The sequence below is a fragment of the Nitrosococcus oceani ATCC 19707 genome (assembly GCF_000012805.1).
Lineage (GTDB): Bacteria > Pseudomonadota > Gammaproteobacteria > Nitrosococcales > Nitrosococcaceae > Nitrosococcus > Nitrosococcus oceani.
This window is the reverse complement of sequence record NC_007484.1, coordinates 3243619-3259648: the sequence shown is the minus strand read 5'-3', so window position 1 is coordinate 3259648 and position 16030 is coordinate 3243619. Positions and strand designations below refer to the sequence as shown.

Below are 16030 nucleotides of genomic sequence, written 5' to 3'. Positions count from 1 at the left end.
AGCTTATGCTGTGCTTTGAGCGGCGTCTGCCAAGCGATACTCCGGCAGATCTAGAGATGGCTTTTACTTTTGAGCAGCGGGAGCGCAGCCGGTTGCGCTTCCCATTACCCGATGGCCGTGAGGCCGCTTTTCTCATCGAACGGGGCGCGCCTCTAGTTGAAGGAGAACGCTTGGGAACCGCGGAAGGCCTGGTACTGGCTATCCAGGCTAAGCCCGAGCTATTGATGGAGGTACGCACCTCCGATCCGCTTACTTTGGTTCGGGCTGCCTATCATCTGGGCAATCGTCATGTGCGTTTGGAGATAGGAGCGCACTGGTTGCGTTTACCGCCAGATTATGTGCTGCGCGATATGCTAATGCGCCTCGGTGTGGAAGTTTTCGAGGTTACTGCTCCTTACCAACCCGAATCGGGCGCTTATGGAGGGGGCCACCATCATAGTCACAGCCATCATGAGGGGGATGAGTTCCATTCCAAGCCCCGTTTGCACCATTTCGGAGGGAGCCAATGAACAGTCTTTGGCCCTTGTTGCGTCTAGCAAGTCCGCAATTGCCTATTGGTGCCTATACCTATTCCCAGGGGCTAGAGAGCGCTATCGATCAGGGCATTGTCTGGGATGCCGACAGCGTCCGCCTCTGGCTTTCTGACCAATTAGCCATGAATATCGCCTGTTTTGAAGCGCCCCTGTTTGCCCGCATGTTGGAGGCAGCGGCCCAGGGGCAGTGGCAGCAGTTATTTTATTGGGCGGAAGAGTATGTCGCCAGCCGTGAAACCCGCGAGCTATACCAGGAAAGCCGGCAAATGGGTTTTTCCTTGGTTCAGCTGTTAAACGATTTGCCTGAATTGGATGAGGCGATGCGGCATCAGCTGTTGGGTTTTGTGGAACCGCCTTTGCCCTTGGTCTGGGCAGTGGCTGCTCGAACTTGGAACCTTGACACCCGAAGCGCGGTGGCTGCTTGGCTTTGGGGTTGGCTAGAAAATCAACTGGCGGCGTTAATGAAAGCGCTACCTTTGGGTCAGCAGGCGGCCCAGCGGCTGCTCTCGCAGCTGTTGCCAGAACTGGATGAAGCTCTTGAGACTGCTCTGGCATGCTCTGATGAGCAGCTGGCCAACGGTACGTTGGGCCTCTCGATTGCTTCTATGATCCATGAAACTCAATACACTCGTTTATTTCGATCCTAGGAGGTTTATTAATAATGAGTAAGCAACCTCTGCGTGTTGGCATAGGAGGTCCGGTGGGGTCCGGTAAGACAACCCTTACCCTTTCTCTCTGCAATGCCTTGCGCAATCGCTACAATGTGGCCGTCGTCACTAATGATATTTATACCGAGGAGGATGCTCAATTTCTGGTGCGCCACCAGGCGCTTGCGCAAGAGCGGATTATTGGCGTGGAAACAGGCGGCTGTCCTCATACGGCGATTCGGGAAGATGCTTCTATTAATCTGGAGGCGGTGGCCCAACTTAGCCAGCGTTTTTCAGATCTTGATCTGATCTTGGTGGAATCCGGCGGCGACAACTTGGCGGCGACCTTCAGCCCTGAGTTGTCCGATTTAACCCTGTATGTGATTGATGTCGCCGCGGGCGAGAAAATCCCCCGTAAAGGTGGTCCTGGAATTTGTAAATCCGATTTGCTGATTATCAATAAGACTGATTTAGCTCCCCTCGTAGGTGCTTCCTTGGAAGTCATGGACCGAGACGCACGCAAAATGCGTGGCGAGCGCCCCTTTTTGTTCAGCAATTTAAAAAGCGGGGAGGGGCTCGATCAGATCATTGATTTCATTGAACGCCAAGGTCTGTTTAAAACCTAATGAGAGGGAGAGTTTATTGTGAAGACAAAAAAATACCTATCCATTCTTGCATTGCTACTATTTTCTAGTATTGCGCTGGCTCACCCCGGCCATACGGAGCATGACTTTTCTGGCTTCATCAGCGGATTGCTGCATCCTTTGACCGGTTTGGATCACTTGTTGGCAATGTTTGCCGTGGGACTATGGGCCGCTCAGCAGCAAGGGAAGGCGCGGCTAGTGGTGCCAGCGACTTTTATTCTGGCCATGCTGTTTGCCGGCCTATCGGCGGCTTATCTTGGAATAACGCTGCCGTTTGTAGAGAACGCTATCGCCGTATCTGTGCTCGCCCTGGGTTTATTGGTTGCCCTAGCCATACGTTTGCCCCTGTTCGTAGCGATATTGGGAACAGCCTTGTTTGCCGTTAACCACGGCTATGCCCATGGGGTGGAGATTCCGGTATTGGCTAGCCCGGCCGGATTTGCCATGGGTTTTGTACTGGCTACCATGGCGCTGCATGCCATTGGTTTTGGACTCGTCAGCTTTCTGCCCCCTCGTTTTGCCCCTCTTGTCCGTATGCTGGGCACCTGTTCCGCAGGTGCTGGCCTGTGGCTGCTTGCCTCATAGGGAAGCTTCCTGGCCCGCGCAGCAACCATTCGTTGCGCGGGCTGTTTTTCTCGCCTCCAGCAAACACTTTAGGAAGAGGTTCTATCCGGTCATAAAATCTTTATTCGGCCGGAGGAGATTGTCTGTCCGTGGATTTTATTAGGTAGTGGCGCTGTAACAGCGGTTAGAATTCAATAAAATTACAAAAGAGGAAACGATTAAGGTGTCTCGAAGCAATGACAAGAAAGGGCATTACCGCTCAGGCATTGCTAGCGTCTTTATCCTGGTTATCATGGGGCTCCCTAGCGTGGTTCAGGCGGCAGCAGGTTACTACAAGCTTGATGAAACTAAATGGATAAGTGTTGGTGGCGGTTTAAAATCGAGCTTTAAGGCAACCGAGAACGGTAATGTAACGGGCGATGGTTGGAGCACCAATCCCACTATCAATAATTTTCGTATTTATGTTAACGGGCAGCTGCATAAGTATATTAAATTTGAATTTAATACCGAGTGCGCAGCTTGCGAGGAGGAAGGGGATATCACGATATTGGATGGAATCTTAAAATTTGACATTACCGATTATTTCAATGTTTGGCTAGGACGCATGCTAACTCCCGCTACCCGGGGAGAGCTAAGCGGTCCTTTTTTTCAAAATATTTTCGAATTTAATAGAACTCCTTTCTATCCTTCCGATTTTTCTGGCGAGAATCGTGAGGCGGGACGGTTCGGCCGCGATGAAGGGATGAATCTCTGGGGTGCTTTAGGCGCGGAGAAAAGATTCACTTATGTGGCCGGTATATTTCGCGGCCACCAGGATGCGCCTGGCCCCCTGTACGCGGCGCGCTTGAGCTATAACTTCTGGAATGTAGAGCAAAATCCAGGTTATTACACTAGCAGCACTTATTATGGCGCGGCGGGCGATATTTTTACCGTTGCTGCTGCCTTTCAATATCAAGATAATGGCGTTGGCACGAGCGAAAATCCGGCGGATTTTTTAGGAACCAATGCGGATCTCCTCATAGAGAAAGTGCTTGCCAATAAAGATGTGTTGACCCTCGAGGGAGAGTACCAATATTTTGTTCCTAATTTAGATCAAGCTGCGTTAGCCGCTGCAAATTGCTTTTGCATCTTTGAAGGGCATGCCTATATGGCAACGGCGCTTTATCTGTTTTCTCAACAAGTATGGGTAGGTCAATTTCAGCCCTATATGCGCTGGACGGATAATAGGCCCAGTAACAGTTCAGACCGTAATGAGGTTGAAGTGGGCCTTAATTATGTTCTAGACGGACATGACGCTAGGATCTCTCTTTTTTACCAATACGGTGATATTAATACTAAGGGAAGGGTTTGGGTCCCTGGCGTGGAAGGAGAAAAAGTCAGTGCGGTTGGCATTGGTGTTCAACTCCAGTTGCGGTAAGCAGGGTAATATATTACTGGCAATGATTCATTTTGCAGTGGATCATTTGACGAAAGTGCCGTTTGGGAACCTATATCTAAATTTATAAATATTGAGACATTTGTGTTATATTCATTCATACTGTTGTGATGAGATGTTCAATTGATTTGCGCAAACGAGTAATCGATTTTGTAAGGGGCGGTGGAAGCAAGGCGGAAGCGGCCCGGAGATTTCAGGTAGGCCGCGCGAGCATTTATCGCTGGTTGTCGCAGGATGATGCGCTGTGTTACGAGCGTCCCGGCCCTCGCCGTTCACACAAGCTGGACTGGGAGGCTTTACGGGTCCATGTGGAAGACAAGGCTGCTCTCACCTATAAAGAACGCGCCCGGCATTTTGGCGTTTCGTATTACTGTATTTGGCATGCGATGCACAAAATGGGGTTAACCCGTAAAAAAAATGACGGGGTACACGCAGCGCTGTAATATGAAAAGAAAGAGCTTTCTTCGCCTTCGTGAACGCTATCGCCGCCGCGGCAAAAGATTTGTCTATCTTGATGAAAGCGGTTTTGAGCCGGAGGTTTCCCGTCGTTACGCTTACGCTCCAAAGGGGCGGCGTGTTTATGGTCTGATCTCCGGTCATCGCAGACCGCGAACCTCTTTATTGGCCGCCCGTATGGATGAAGGCTTTGAAGCGCCGTTTCTATTTGAGGGAACCTGTAACACGGCTGTGTTCAATGCATGGCTGGAAAAAGAGCTTTGCCCCTTGCTCAACAGCAACCACATTGTCATCATGGATAATGCTCCGTTCCACAAAGCCGTTTCTTCACGTGAAATCATCAAAAAAACAGGGGCGGGAATTTTATTCCTCCCCCCTTATTCCCCTGACTTTAACCCCATAGAAAAAGACTTCGGAAATATCAAAAAAATCAGAGAATACAACGAACATGAAACCCTTGAGAATATCGTTGCAGCGTATCAGTAATTATAGATTTAGCTATAATTAAGCATGACTAATAAATAAAAATAAAAATCGTTGTAATTTTCATGAAGGATAAGAAGATTTGGAGCACTCTTCTTAGAGGAGGTTGCGCGCTTTTTTTTTGAGTAAAGCGATTTATGCCCATCCCGTAGAGTCTGAGCCGCTAACAGCCGAATTAGATAAAATCAATGTTACCGAGTATGCCAAAGATTTAACTGGGCCTACTGCTTCGGTTTCCCAAGGCCGCGTCAGCTATGTTCAACTCGAAAAGCGGCCCCTGTTAAGGATTGGCGAGTTGCTAGAAGTCGTGCCGGGAATGATTGCAACCCAGCACAGCGGGCCGGGTAAAGCCAATCAATATTTTCTGCGAGGATTCAACCTGGATCACGGTACCGATTTTTCAGCCAGCATTGATGGAATTCCGCTGAATTTGCCTACCCATGCCCATGGACAGGGCTATCTTGATTTAAATAGTCTTATTCCTGAGATGGTTGAGAGTATTGCCTTTCAAAAAGGCCCTTACTATGCGGATGTTGGAGATTTTTCTTCGGCGGGAAACGCCCGCATCCAAACCTTTAATCGGCTGTCTCAGGGGATTGCGAAGTTGGCCGTTGGAGAGGACGATTTTTATCGTGGTTTATTGGCTGATTCCAGCCAATTGGGAAAGGGTGATCTGGTTTATGCGGGTGAATTTAATTTTTATAATGGACCTTGGGTGCATTCCAATGATAGCAAGCAGTATAAGGGGCTTATTAAGTATACGGTGGGTGATAGCGCCCAAGGTCTAACCTTATTGGGCTCAGCTTATCATGGGCGTTGGAAGGCGACGGATCAAATCCCGCAACGCGCTGTGGAGCAAGGGCTTATCTCCCGTCTAGGCACGATTGATCCCACGGATGGGGGGGAAAGCAGCCGGTATAGTTTGGGTGTGAACTGGCGACATCACCGGGCTAATAGCAGCACTCATATCACAGCCTATGGATTTTACTACGATCTCGATCTCTACTCGAATTTTACCTTTTTTCTTGAGGATCCCCTTAATGGTGATCAGATACATCAAAAAGATCGGCGCTGGGTGGTGGGCACCGAAGCCGAGCATACCTGGTTTTTGGCCTGGGGCGAGCGAGAGGTTGCTAATACCATTGGTTTGCAGTTTCGCCATGATGCGATTGGTGAGGTGGGGCTTTTTCACACCCGGGCTCGTAAGAGCCTAAGTACTGTCCGCAGCGACCAGGTCTATCAAAGCAGAGTAGGTTGGTATGGAGAAAGCGAAATAAAATGGAATGATAAATTTCGTTCCGTTGTAGGATTGCGGGGCGATTTTTACAATTTTGATGTGAATAGTAGGCTGCCTGAAAATACCGGCGATCGAACGGATTTTATCGCCAGCCCGAAACTGAGCTTTATCTTAGGACCTTGGGCTAAAACGGAATATTTTATTAATGCAGGCTATGGTTTTCATAGCAATGATGCCCGCGGCGTTACGGCAACGGTGGATCCTGAAACAGGCATGCCGCTTAAGCAAGTCAATCCTTTGGTCAGATCCCAAGGGGCAGAAGGGGGTCTTAAGAACCAGGGGATCCCGGGGCTTACAACGACATTGGCCGTATGGTACCTTGCTTTAGATTCTGAGTTGGTTTTTGTGGGTGATGCGGGCACGACTGAACCCTCCGGTAGCAGTAATCGCTACGGCGTGGAATGGACTAATTCCTATCAGTTGATCTCCTGGCTCACGTTGGAGGCGGACTTTGCGTTTTCAAAAGCAAAATTTGCTGGAGGAGGGGAAGTGCCCAATTCTTTGGGACGGGTGATTAGTGCAGGCGTTACCATGGATTGGCCGGCCAATACCCGTTTTTTTGGCGCACTGCGTCTTCGCCATTATGGCGATTCTCCTTTAACCGAGGGGGGGAACGTAAAAGCGCGCAGTACTACAGTGCTCAACTTAAAAGCAGGGTACAACGCTAAGCAATGGGAAATAGCGCTTGACGTTTTGAATCTTCTGAACTCGGAAGATCCGGATATTGCTTATTTTTATGATTCTCGCCTGCCGGGAGAGCCATCAAGCGGCGTTCCGGATATTCTTTTTCATCCTGTCATTCCGCGTAGTATTCGCGGCAGCGTAGTGGTCCGTTTTTGAGCGGAAAATTCGCCGACAGATAGCTGGTTTTGTTTTTACCCCCACCGCCAATTATTTATGCATCTTGCGCTAATCCCATTTATTTCATAGCGAGCGAAAGGATGAAGGCTCAAACCGAAAATAAGCTTAAAAAGGCGATATTTCCTTCGGAAACCGTCCTTATATCTCGTGATCATGCTCGGATTACGCAGCGTGCCACCTATGCCGCCGTGTCGGTGGCGGTAATTCTTGTGGTGATTAAGTTAGGTGCTTACCTAGTGACGGGCTCTGTAGCTATGCTCTCCGCTTTGATTGACTCTGCCCTAGATGTGGCGGCTTCCCTGATTAATGTGTTTGCGGTGCGTACCGCGCTGACGCCAGCTGATCGGGAGCACCGTTTTGGTCATGGTAAAGCTGAACCCTTGGCTGGGTTAGGCCAGGCGGCTTTTATTACGGGGTCCGCGCTTTTTCTAGCGGTGGAATCCATAAGGCTACTATGGGTACCGCAGCCAGTAGAAAATGGCGCTTTAGGTATAGGCGTGATGGGCGTATCCACTATGCTGACGCTTGCCTTAGTCTACTATCAGCGCGGCGTAATACGTAAGACGGGTTCCCTGGCGATTAGCGCGGACTCGCTCCATTACACGGGGGATGTGCTGGTTAATTTGGGGGTTATAGCGGCTATTGGGTTAAGCACGCTTGGGGGCTGGACTCTGGCTGATCCACTGTTTGCGTTGGGTATTGCAGCTTATATTTTATGGACTGCCTGGCAAATTATTTTCCGCTCGCTGGACCAGCTCATGGACCGGGAGCTGCCGGAAGAAAAGCGCGCGCAGATTACCCAACTTGCTTTATCCCATCCTGAAGTGCTCGATTTCCATGATCTCCGGACACGAGCTGCCGGCCAAAATATATTTATTCAATTTCATCTAGGTGTGGATGGGCAGTTAAGTTTGTACCGGGCCCATCGGATAGGGAAAGAAGTAGAGGCTAAGGTCTTGAATATTTTTCCCCAAGCAGAGATTATTATCCACCAGGATCCGATAGACAAGGACAAAGAAGATTCGCTCGGGTAGAATTAATTTAAGCAAAATGTAGAACCCGCCTTCTATTTAAGCTTATTATAATTTAATGAGACGACCAGACAGCCGCGTTACCTTGAATTCAGGTAATGAGGAAAGTCCGGGCTCCATAGGGCAGGGTGCCAGGTAACGCCTGGGGGGCGTGAGCTTACGGAAAGTGCCGCAGAAAATATACCGCCTAAGCGTCTGCGGGCGCCGGTAAGGGTGAAATGGTGCGGTAAGAGCGCACCGCGCGGGTGGCAACACACCGTGGCAAGGTAAACCCCACTCGGAGCAAGGCCAAATAGAGGAACAAAGATGTGGCCCGCATCGTTCCTGGGTAGGCTGCTTGAGGTGCATGGTGACATGTATCCCAGATGAATGGCTGTCCACGACAGAACCCGGCTTATCGGTCGTCTCAATCCTTTCGCATTATTGCCTTTCCCCTTTCTTCTTAGCTTCAACCTTTTCCCAAGCATTCGTTTGTAAATACTTGAAATTTTTGAAAAAAATATGCTATTTCAGGGAAAACTTAAAGGAAACTCTTAAGTCTCTGTTGACACTCTGCGGTGCGCGCACCTACTATGAGGCCGAGTGGGCTAAAGTGGGCTAAAGTGGGAGAGATGGCTCAGTTGAGGGGTAGGCGTTGTTTCGGGGGATAACCACACTCAACCTGGATGCCAAAGGACGGTTATCCATACCTGCCAAATACCGCAAATCCTTAGGGATCTGTTGCGATGGTAAAGTCATTATCACAGTTGATTTGCTTGAGCCTTGCTTGCAGTTATATCCCCTGCCCGAGTGGGAAATTGTAGAGCGGAAATTGGTAGCCTTGCCCTCCCATAATCGCCAGGCTCGGTATATCAAGCGACGACTTATTGGTCATGCAGAGGAGTGCGAGCTCGATGGTCATGGTCGTATTCTGTTACCACTAGAGCTGAGGAGCCGGACAGAGCTTGGGAAGAATATTAGCTTGGTGGGGCAGGGCAACAAATTTGAACTGTGGGACTCGATGGTTTGGGAACGGCAAATGGCAAAAGAGGAGGCGTCGGCCAAAGAAGAACTGACTCGGGAGCTGGCCCTATTAGCGCTTTGAGAACGGAAAATGCCCCTATGGATAACAATGAAATCTCAAGCCACCAACCTGTGCTGCTGCGAGAAGCTATTCAAGCCTTGGCCATTCGGAGAGATGGCCTATATATAGACGGTACTTTTGGCCGTGGCGGCCATGCCCAGGCAATTTTAGCTGCGCTGTCCAGCGAAGGACGCTTGCTGGGCGTGGATAAAGATCCAGCAGCTATCGCTGCGGGTCATGCCCTAGCCCAAAAGGACGGGCGTTTTACCATTGTTCAGGCTTCTATCGGAGATTTGGCCCGGGTAGTGTCGGAGCGGGGCTGGTTAAAAAGGATAAATGGAGTGTTGTTTGATCTGGGTGTTTCTTCTCCCCAGCTTGAGAGTGCTGAGCGAGGTTTTAGTTTTTTACGGGATGGGCCTTTGGATATGCGCATGAATCCAACAGTGGGACAAAGCGCGGCCGAATGGCTTGCTAATGCTAAAGAAAAAGAGATCGCAGAGGTTCTTAGGGTTTATGGAGAAGAGCGCTATTGCCGACGCATTGCCCGAGCCATTATCCAGGCCCGAGAACTCAATTCTCTGACTCGCACGAAGCAACTGGCTGAAGTCGTAGCCAAAGCTATTCCCCGTTGGGAACGAAGGATGCATCCTGCGACCCGCTCCTTTCAAGCAATCCGTATTTTTATCAACCATGAATTGGAAGAACTGCGCGCCGCGCTTGAGCAGGCGCTGGCGGCGCTTGCGGTCAAGGGACGTTTGGCGGTGATAAGTTTTCATTCTCTAGAGGATCGAATCGTTAAACGTTTTTTTAGAGAGAAAGCCCGGGGGGAAGAGCTGCCCCCGGATCTACCAGTCATGCAGAAGGATTTTCAGCAAGCTAGCCTGAAAGTATTAGGTAAGCCGATTTGGCCGGTCCCAGAAGAGATTGCCCATAATCCTCGAGCCCGTAGCGCACGGCTACGGGTAGCGGAGAAACAGACGTATTAGCGGAGCGTTCATGGTCCTGGCGCGCTGGTTGTTAGTAGCGGTATTAAGTGCCTTGGTTATAGGTTCGGGCGTGGCCGTGGTTTATGTCAAGCATGAGAACCGCAAGCTATTTATGGAGTTACAGAGCTTTTATAAGGTAAGGGATCAATTAGATGAGGAATGGGGGCGTTTACTTCTGGAACAAAGTACATTGGCTAGGCAGGGGCGGGTGGAACACTTGGCTCATGAACGGCTTGGGATGGTTGTGCCGAACCCAAGCGAAGTGGTCATTATCACACTTATGAAATGGTAAGCCGACGAGGACACGATAAGGATTATCCTGGCCGCTTAGGGGTCGTAGGGCTTGTTTTTGCCGTGGCCGTTGCTGGGCTGGCTTGGCGCCTCATCGAGTTGCAAGTGCTCGACTGCGATTTCCTGCGAGGGGAAGGAGAAGCCCGTCACCTTCGGGTTGTGAAGATGCCTGCTCATCGGGGCATCATTACTGATCGTCATGGGGAGCCTTTGGCCGTGAGCACACCCGTGGCTTCGATATGGTTCAATCCTCAACTGTTAGGTAAGGCTAGGGAACAATGGCGCGCACTGGCAAAAGCAGCAGGCGTTTCCATGGCCCATCTGGAAAAACGGATAAAAGAAGGAGGTGAGCGGGAGTTTGTGTACCTGAATCGCTGGGTCGAACCCGATGTGGCCCAGCGAGTACAAGCTCTGGATATCCCCGGCGTTAATCTCCAATCGGAATACCGGCGCTATTATCCTGCGGGTCCAGTAGCGGCCCATGTGGTGGGGTTTACCAATATTGATGATCGGGGCCAGGAGGGCCTGGAGTTGGCTTTTGATGAGACCCTGCGAGGAATTCCGGGTAAAAAGCGGGTTATCCAGGATAGCCGTGGGCGGGTAGTGGAGGATGTGGAGAATCTGAGAGTCCCGCGGCCGGGACGAGATCTGCGCTTAAGTATTGACCTGCGGCTTCAGTATTTAGCTTATCGGGAACTTAAAACGGCGGTTCAGGCCCATAATGCCCGCGCTGGTTCATTGGTGATTCTGGATGTTGGCACCGGTGAAGTTTTAGCGATGGTGAATCAGCCTTCTTACAATCCCAATGATCGTTCTCAGCTGAAAAGCCATTTATATCGTAATCGGGCAGTTACGGATTTATTTGAACCCGGTTCTACTATCAAGCCTTTCACGATAGGGATAGCGCTGGAGTCGGGAAAGTATTATCCCCATACCCCTATTGATACAGCACCCGGTTACTTCCGGGTAGGACGTTATACCATTCGTGATATTCGTAATTATGGTCGCATTGACGTCAGCACAGTGATTAAAAAATCAAGCAATGTAGGCGCAAGTAAAATTGCCTTAAGCCTCGATCCGCAGCGTCTCTGGCAGGGTTTTTCCCAAGCGGGGCTAGGGGCTTCAACAGCCAGTGGATTTCCTGGCGAAGCGGAAGGCCATTTGCCTAATCCTCGTTTTTTTCCTTTTCGGGAAATTGAGCAAGCCACGCTGGCTTTTGGCTACGGCCTTTCGGTAACCCCGCTGCAGTTAGCTCGGGCTTACGCAGCTTTAGGGGCGGGAGGTGAGCTAAAGCCAGTCAGCTTCCTTTATCGAGAACAGGCCATAAAGGGGCGTCAGGTGTGGTCTGAGGGCATTGCGCCTGCAGTGTTGTCTATGCTTGAAGAGGTGATTAGTGATGGTGGCACGGGAGAGCGAGCCTATGTTCCTAGCTACCGGGTGGCGGGTAAGACAGGTACGGTGAAAAAAGCGACTCGGGGCGGATATGCCAAGGAAAGGTATCTTGCCGTATTTGCCGGTCTTATCCCCGCCAGCCATCCCCGTTTAGCGGCAGTGGTGCTGATCGATGAACCCCAGGGGAAATACTATGGGGGACAAGTGGCGGCTCCGGTTTTTTCTCAAGTGATGATCGGGGCAATGCGATTGCTGAACATTGCACCGGACAATTTGCCTCCCCTGCGTTTAGCGGAGCGGGAAAATAGCGGGTAAGCTAGTAAGGACGCAGATGGAAACGGCAGCAAGAGAGCGTGGAGCAATGGTGGCGGCATCCAGGGATCGAAGCTGCTGTTTAAGTGATTTGCTGGCAGAATGGGTGTCCATTGGGGCAGTTCAGGAACGGCGGATTAGTAGCTTATCTCTGGATAGTCGTCGGGTTGCTCCCGGAGCGCTGTTTTTTGCCTGCCAGGGGACACAACGGTCAGGCCATGGCCATATCGGTGCCGCTGTGGATCAAGGTGCCGCTGCGATTGTTTATGATCCGGTAATTCCCGTTTCTCCAGCAATCCAAACGCGGTTACAGGTCCAAAATATACCATTAATCCCTTTACCTGATTTAGGCGCCAGGGTAGGAATAATAGCCGATCGTTTTTACCTTCGGCCGTCACGGCAGGTTTGTGTGTTGGGGGTTACGGGAACCAATGGCAAGACCTCGGTTAGCCATTTTTTAGCTCAAGCGCTTCACCGGCAAGGGATTCCTTGTGGTTTGGTGGGAACCCTGGGCAAGGGGCTGGTGGGCACGCTCCAACCTAGCCCCCTCACCACCCCGGATGCGGTGACTGTGCAGGAACAATTGGCGGCCATGGCGGCGGCAAGGATCCGTTATACGGTGTTGGAAGTCTCTTCCCATGCCCTGGAACAGGGGCGGGTCAATGGGGTGGTTTTTAATACTGCTATTTTTACCAACCTAAGCCGCGAACATCTTGACTATCACGGTGATATGGTCCGCTATGAAGCCGCCAAATTTCGCCTCTTTAACCAGCCTGAACTACGCCATGCCGTTATTAATATAGACGATGTCGCAGGCCGTGCTTTTTTAGCGAATCTTCCTTCTGAGGTAGCGGCCATTAGCTACGGAATAACGAATCCTCAAGCTAATCTTTGGGCCAGTGAACTTCATTGTGACCGTTATGGTATTGCCATGACGGTTCAAAGTGCTTGGGGTGAAGGGCAATTAACGTGCTCTCTGCTGGGCCGATTTAATGCTTATAATTTGCTGGCCGCTCTTGGTGGATTGCTGGTGGTTGGGATGCCCTTTACCGAGGCGTTGCAGCGGCTTTCCCAGGTTCGGGCAGTGGCCGGGCGTATGGAGGCTTTTGGCGAGAAGGAAGGTGAACCTTTATTGGTAGTGGACTATGCCCATACCCCGGACGCTCTGGAACAAGTTTTGTGCTCCTTACAGATGCATTTGGGTCCAGGAGGCCGGTTATGGTGTGTGTTTGGTTGTGGCGGGGATCGAGATCGCGGTAAACGTCCTTTAATGGGGGCGGCAGCTGAGCGTCTGGCTGATTTTGTGATACTGACGGACGATAATCCCCGGGATGAGGATCCCATCCAAATTATCATAGATATTCTCTCCGGCATTCATAATCCAGATAGGGTTTACCAGTTTAGGAGCCGGTCTGAAGCAATCATCCGTGCTACCCAATTAGCTGGACCTGAGGACATCGTACTCATTGCTGGAAAAGGGCACGAGGAATATCAACAGATCGGCGCTGAGCAGCGCCCCTTCAGTGATCGGGAGCAGGTGCAAGAAGCTTTGCGGCAGCGGCGAGGAGGGTTGCGCTGATGGCGCGGGGATTCGCCATGAGTCTGAGAGAACTAACTTCTGCAGTTCAGGGGCGGTTGCAGGGGGCAAATGTTGCTGCGAGCGGGGTGAGTACTGATACTCGTTCCTTAGTGCCTGGGTCCTTGTTTGTAGCGTTGAGAGGGGAGCGTTTTGATGGCCATGCCTTTATCGCCCAAGCGCGGGAAAAAGGGGCAAGTGCTGCCCTGTTAGAACAAGCGATTAATGATCCGCTACCCCAGATTGAGGTTGCAGATGCCCGAATCGCCTTAGGTCAGTTAGCAGCCTGCTGGCGCCAGCGTTTTGTCCGTCCCATCGTAGCGGTGACCGGCAGCAATGGTAAAACCACAGTTAAGGAGATGATAGCCTCGGTCCTAGGCTGGAGGGAGCCTGTATTGGCGACCCGAGGTAATCTTAATAACGATATCGGTGTTCCTTTGACCTTGTTGGAGCTCGATACAAGTCATCGTTTTGCTGTAATCGAGATGGGTGCTAACCGGCCTGGCGAGATTGAATATTTGAGTCGTTTGACGCGTCCTCAGGTGGCCCTCATTACCAATGCGGGGCCAGCCCATTTAGATGGATTTGGCGATCTCAAGGGAGTGGCTCGCGCTAAGGGGGAAATTTTCCAGGGGATGGGCTCAGAAGGCGTTGCCATTCTTAATGCCGATGACCCTTGTTTTAGCTATTGGCGAGATTTGGCAGGCGAGCTGCCGGTGATAGGGTTTGGTTTAAGCAAATCCGCGGAAGTAACGGCCCGTCATGTAGTGGCTTCTACTGGGAGTAGCTGTTTCACCCTCATTACTCCTGCCGGCAAGGCTAAGATTCAGTTACCCTTGCCTGGACGGCATAATGTTCTTAATGCCCTTGCGGCAAGCGCCGCTACCATTGCCCTGGGAGTGGACCGGCAGCATCTGAGCGCTTCTCTGGCAGCTTTGTCCTCTGTTCCAGGCCGGTTGCAGATCCGCCGGGGAATCGGTGGGATGCGGCTGCTTGACGACACTTACAATGCCAACCCTGCCTCTTTTCAAGCAGCCTTGGAATTGCTCGCCAAATTTCCTGGAGAACGTGCCCTGGTGCTGGGCGATTTTGCCGAACTTGGAGAAGAAGCGGCCTCTTTGCATCGAATCATGGGAAAACAGGCTCGGGCAGCGGGTGTGAACAGACTTTATACCCTGGGTCGTCTGGGTGCTTTTGCGGCGGAAGCTTTTGGGCGGGGGGCATTGCATTTTTTAGAGCAGCGGTCCTTACTGGAGGTTTTGCAAGAGGAGTTGCATCCTAATATCACCCTGCTGGTAAAGGGCTCCCGCTGTATGCGTATGGAGCAAATAGTCGCGGTTTTGAGCAGCAGCGGGGAGAGCGGTTAGGGCAATGTTACTATATGTGACCGACTATCTTGCTCGCTTCGATAGCGGCTTTCATGTATTTCAATACCTGACCTTGCGGGCTATCTTGGGCGTGTTGACCGCTTTGGTGATCTCTTTTGTCGTAGGGCCGCCCATGATTCGCCGTTTGAAATTTGTGGGCCAGCCGGTGCGCTCAAACGGACCCACTACTCATCTTTGTAAAGCAGGGACTCCAACGATGGGGGGAGCCCTTATCCTGGTGGCTATTGCCGCGGCAACATTATTGTGGGCAGATTTGAGCAACCGCTACATTTGGGTGGTGTTGGTGGTAACCCTCCTGTTCGGAGGGGTGGGATTTGTGGATGATTACAAGAAGCTGCTTGCTAAGGATTCTCGGGGATTAACGAGCCGGTACAAGTATTTCTGGCAGTCTGTGATTGCCTTGGGAGTTGCCCTGTTTTTGTATTTTACCGCCTCGGTGGCGGCGGAGACCGAGCTGATCGTTCCCTTCTTTAAAGACGTTGCGGTGAATTTGGGGGGCTATTATGTTCTGCTGACCTACTTTGTGGTAGTCGGTAGCAGCAATGCGGTTAACCTCACGGATGGCCTGGATGGGTTGGCTGTACTGCCTACCGTGCTGGTAGGGGGCGCCTTGGGGATCTTTGCTTATGCTGCGGGGCATAGCGGATTTGCTCAGTATTTAGGGATTCCCTACATTCCAGAGGCAGGAGAGTTAGTCGTATTTTGTGGTGCCCTGGTGGGCGCTGGGTTAGGGTTTCTTTGGTTCAACGCTTATCCGGCTCAAGTGTTTATGGGGGATATCGGCGCCTTAGCCTTAGGTGCTGCCTTGGGCATACTGGCAGTTCTAGTACGGCAAGAGCTAGTGCTTTTCATTATGGGAGGGGTGTTTGTTGTTGAGACGGTGTCCGTCATGCTGCAAGTGGCTTCTTACAAGCTAACGGGACGGCGTATTTTTCGTATGGCGCCTTTACACCATCATTTTGAGATTAAGGGCTGGCCGGAGCCTCGAGTGATTGTTCGTTTCTGGATTATTACTGTCATCTTGGTATTGATTGGCTTAGCAACCCTGAAAATTCGCTAATTTTATAGAAA

At 51.0% G+C, this 16030-nt stretch carries 16 protein-coding genes and 1 other RNA gene; all 17 read left to right on the top strand.

From position 1 onward, the window contains the following. Nucleotides 1–5: 5 nt before the first annotated feature. The 17 genes from ureE to mraY all read left to right on the top strand — a co-directional run bounded on the left by ureE (nt 6) and on the right by mraY (nt 16019). Nucleotides 6–509, top strand: coding sequence for an urease accessory protein UreE (gene ureE / locus NOC_RS15250; protein ID WP_002813797.1), 504 nt, complete (start codon nt 6–8; stop codon nt 507–509). After that, a complete protein-coding gene (locus tag NOC_RS15245) occupies nt 506–1180 on the top strand; it encodes an urease accessory protein UreF (protein WP_002814063.1) in 675 nt (224 codons plus the stop codon). Before ureE ends, NOC_RS15245 begins: the two co-directional genes overlap by 4 nt. A 14-nt stretch (nt 1181–1194) precedes the next feature. Then, a complete protein-coding gene (gene ureG / locus NOC_RS15240) occupies nt 1195–1806 on the top strand; it encodes an urease accessory protein UreG (RefSeq protein WP_002813278.1) in 612 nt (203 codons plus the stop codon). Nucleotides 1807–1824: 18 nt separating this feature from the next. After that, on the top strand, nt 1825–2409 hold the full coding sequence (locus NOC_RS15235) for a HupE/UreJ family protein (RefSeq protein ID WP_002812995.1): 585 nt from the start codon (nt 1825–1827) through the stop codon (nt 2407–2409). A 202-nt stretch (nt 2410–2611) separates the two neighbouring features. Then, nucleotides 2612–3805 carry a hypothetical protein gene (locus NOC_RS15230; RefSeq protein WP_002811906.1) on the top strand — a complete coding sequence of 398 codons (1194 nt, stop codon included), beginning with the start codon at nt 2612–2614 and terminating at the stop codon, nt 3803–3805. Between the two features lie 128 nt (nt 3806–3933). Next, a complete protein-coding gene (locus NOC_RS15225; RefSeq protein ID WP_011330421.1) occupies nt 3934–4266 on the top strand; it encodes an IS630 transposase-related protein in 333 nt (110 codons plus the stop codon). A gap of 1 nt (nt 4267) precedes the next feature. Then, nucleotides 4268–4765: an IS630 family transposase gene (locus NOC_RS15220; protein ID WP_011330422.1), complete on the top strand. Its 498-nt coding sequence runs from the start codon at nt 4268–4270 to the stop codon at nt 4763–4765. A gap of 118 nt (nt 4766–4883) precedes the next feature. Continuing rightward, on the top strand, nt 4884–6899 hold the full coding sequence (locus NOC_RS15215; protein WP_244859987.1) for a TonB-dependent receptor: 2016 nt from the start codon (nt 4884–4886) through the stop codon (nt 6897–6899). A 101-nt stretch (nt 6900–7000) separates the two neighbouring features. Beyond that, nucleotides 7001–7954: a cation diffusion facilitator family transporter gene (locus tag NOC_RS15210; RefSeq protein WP_002814309.1), complete on the top strand. Its 954-nt coding sequence runs from the start codon at nt 7001–7003 to the stop codon at nt 7952–7954. A 56-nt stretch (nt 7955–8010) separates the two neighbouring features. Then, nucleotides 8011–8364, top strand: an RNA gene (rnpB, locus tag NOC_RS16480) — RNase P RNA component class A. Between the two features lie 221 nt (nt 8365–8585). Beyond that, nucleotides 8586–9035: a division/cell wall cluster transcriptional repressor MraZ gene (gene mraZ / locus NOC_RS15205; RefSeq protein WP_002812897.1), complete on the top strand. Its 450-nt coding sequence runs from the start codon at nt 8586–8588 to the stop codon at nt 9033–9035. 17 nt (nt 9036–9052) lie between these two features. Next, entirely contained in the window at nt 9053–10000 is a 948-nt protein-coding gene (gene rsmH, locus NOC_RS15200) for a 16S rRNA (cytosine(1402)-N(4))-methyltransferase RsmH (protein WP_002812352.1), read from the top strand. Between the two features lie 10 nt (nt 10001–10010). Further along, nucleotides 10011–10292: a cell division protein FtsL gene (gene ftsL / locus NOC_RS15195; protein WP_002813634.1), complete on the top strand. Its 282-nt coding sequence runs from the start codon at nt 10011–10013 to the stop codon at nt 10290–10292. Continuing rightward, the gene (locus NOC_RS15190) at nt 10286–11998 is read left to right on the top strand and encodes a peptidoglycan D,D-transpeptidase FtsI family protein (protein ID WP_002812670.1); all 1713 of its coding nucleotides are present in this window, start codon (nt 10286–10288) and stop codon (nt 11996–11998) included. Before ftsL ends, NOC_RS15190 begins: the two co-directional genes overlap by 7 nt. A 16-nt stretch (nt 11999–12014) precedes the next feature. Further along, nucleotides 12015–13574: a UDP-N-acetylmuramoyl-L-alanyl-D-glutamate--2,6-diaminopimelate ligase gene (locus NOC_RS15185; RefSeq protein ID WP_002812123.1), complete on the top strand. Its 1560-nt coding sequence runs from the start codon at nt 12015–12017 to the stop codon at nt 13572–13574. Further along, the gene (locus tag NOC_RS15180) at nt 13574–14938 is read left to right on the top strand and encodes a UDP-N-acetylmuramoyl-tripeptide--D-alanyl-D-alanine ligase (RefSeq protein WP_002814260.1); all 1365 of its coding nucleotides are present in this window, start codon (nt 13574–13576) and stop codon (nt 14936–14938) included. The genes NOC_RS15185 and NOC_RS15180 overlap by 1 nt, the downstream gene beginning before the upstream one ends. A 4-nt stretch (nt 14939–14942) precedes the next feature. Next, complete coding sequence (mraY, locus tag NOC_RS15175) at nt 14943–16019, top strand: phospho-N-acetylmuramoyl-pentapeptide-transferase (RefSeq protein ID WP_002813877.1); 1077 nt, start codon at nt 14943–14945, stop codon at nt 16017–16019. Nucleotides 16020–16030 lie beyond the last annotated feature (11 nt).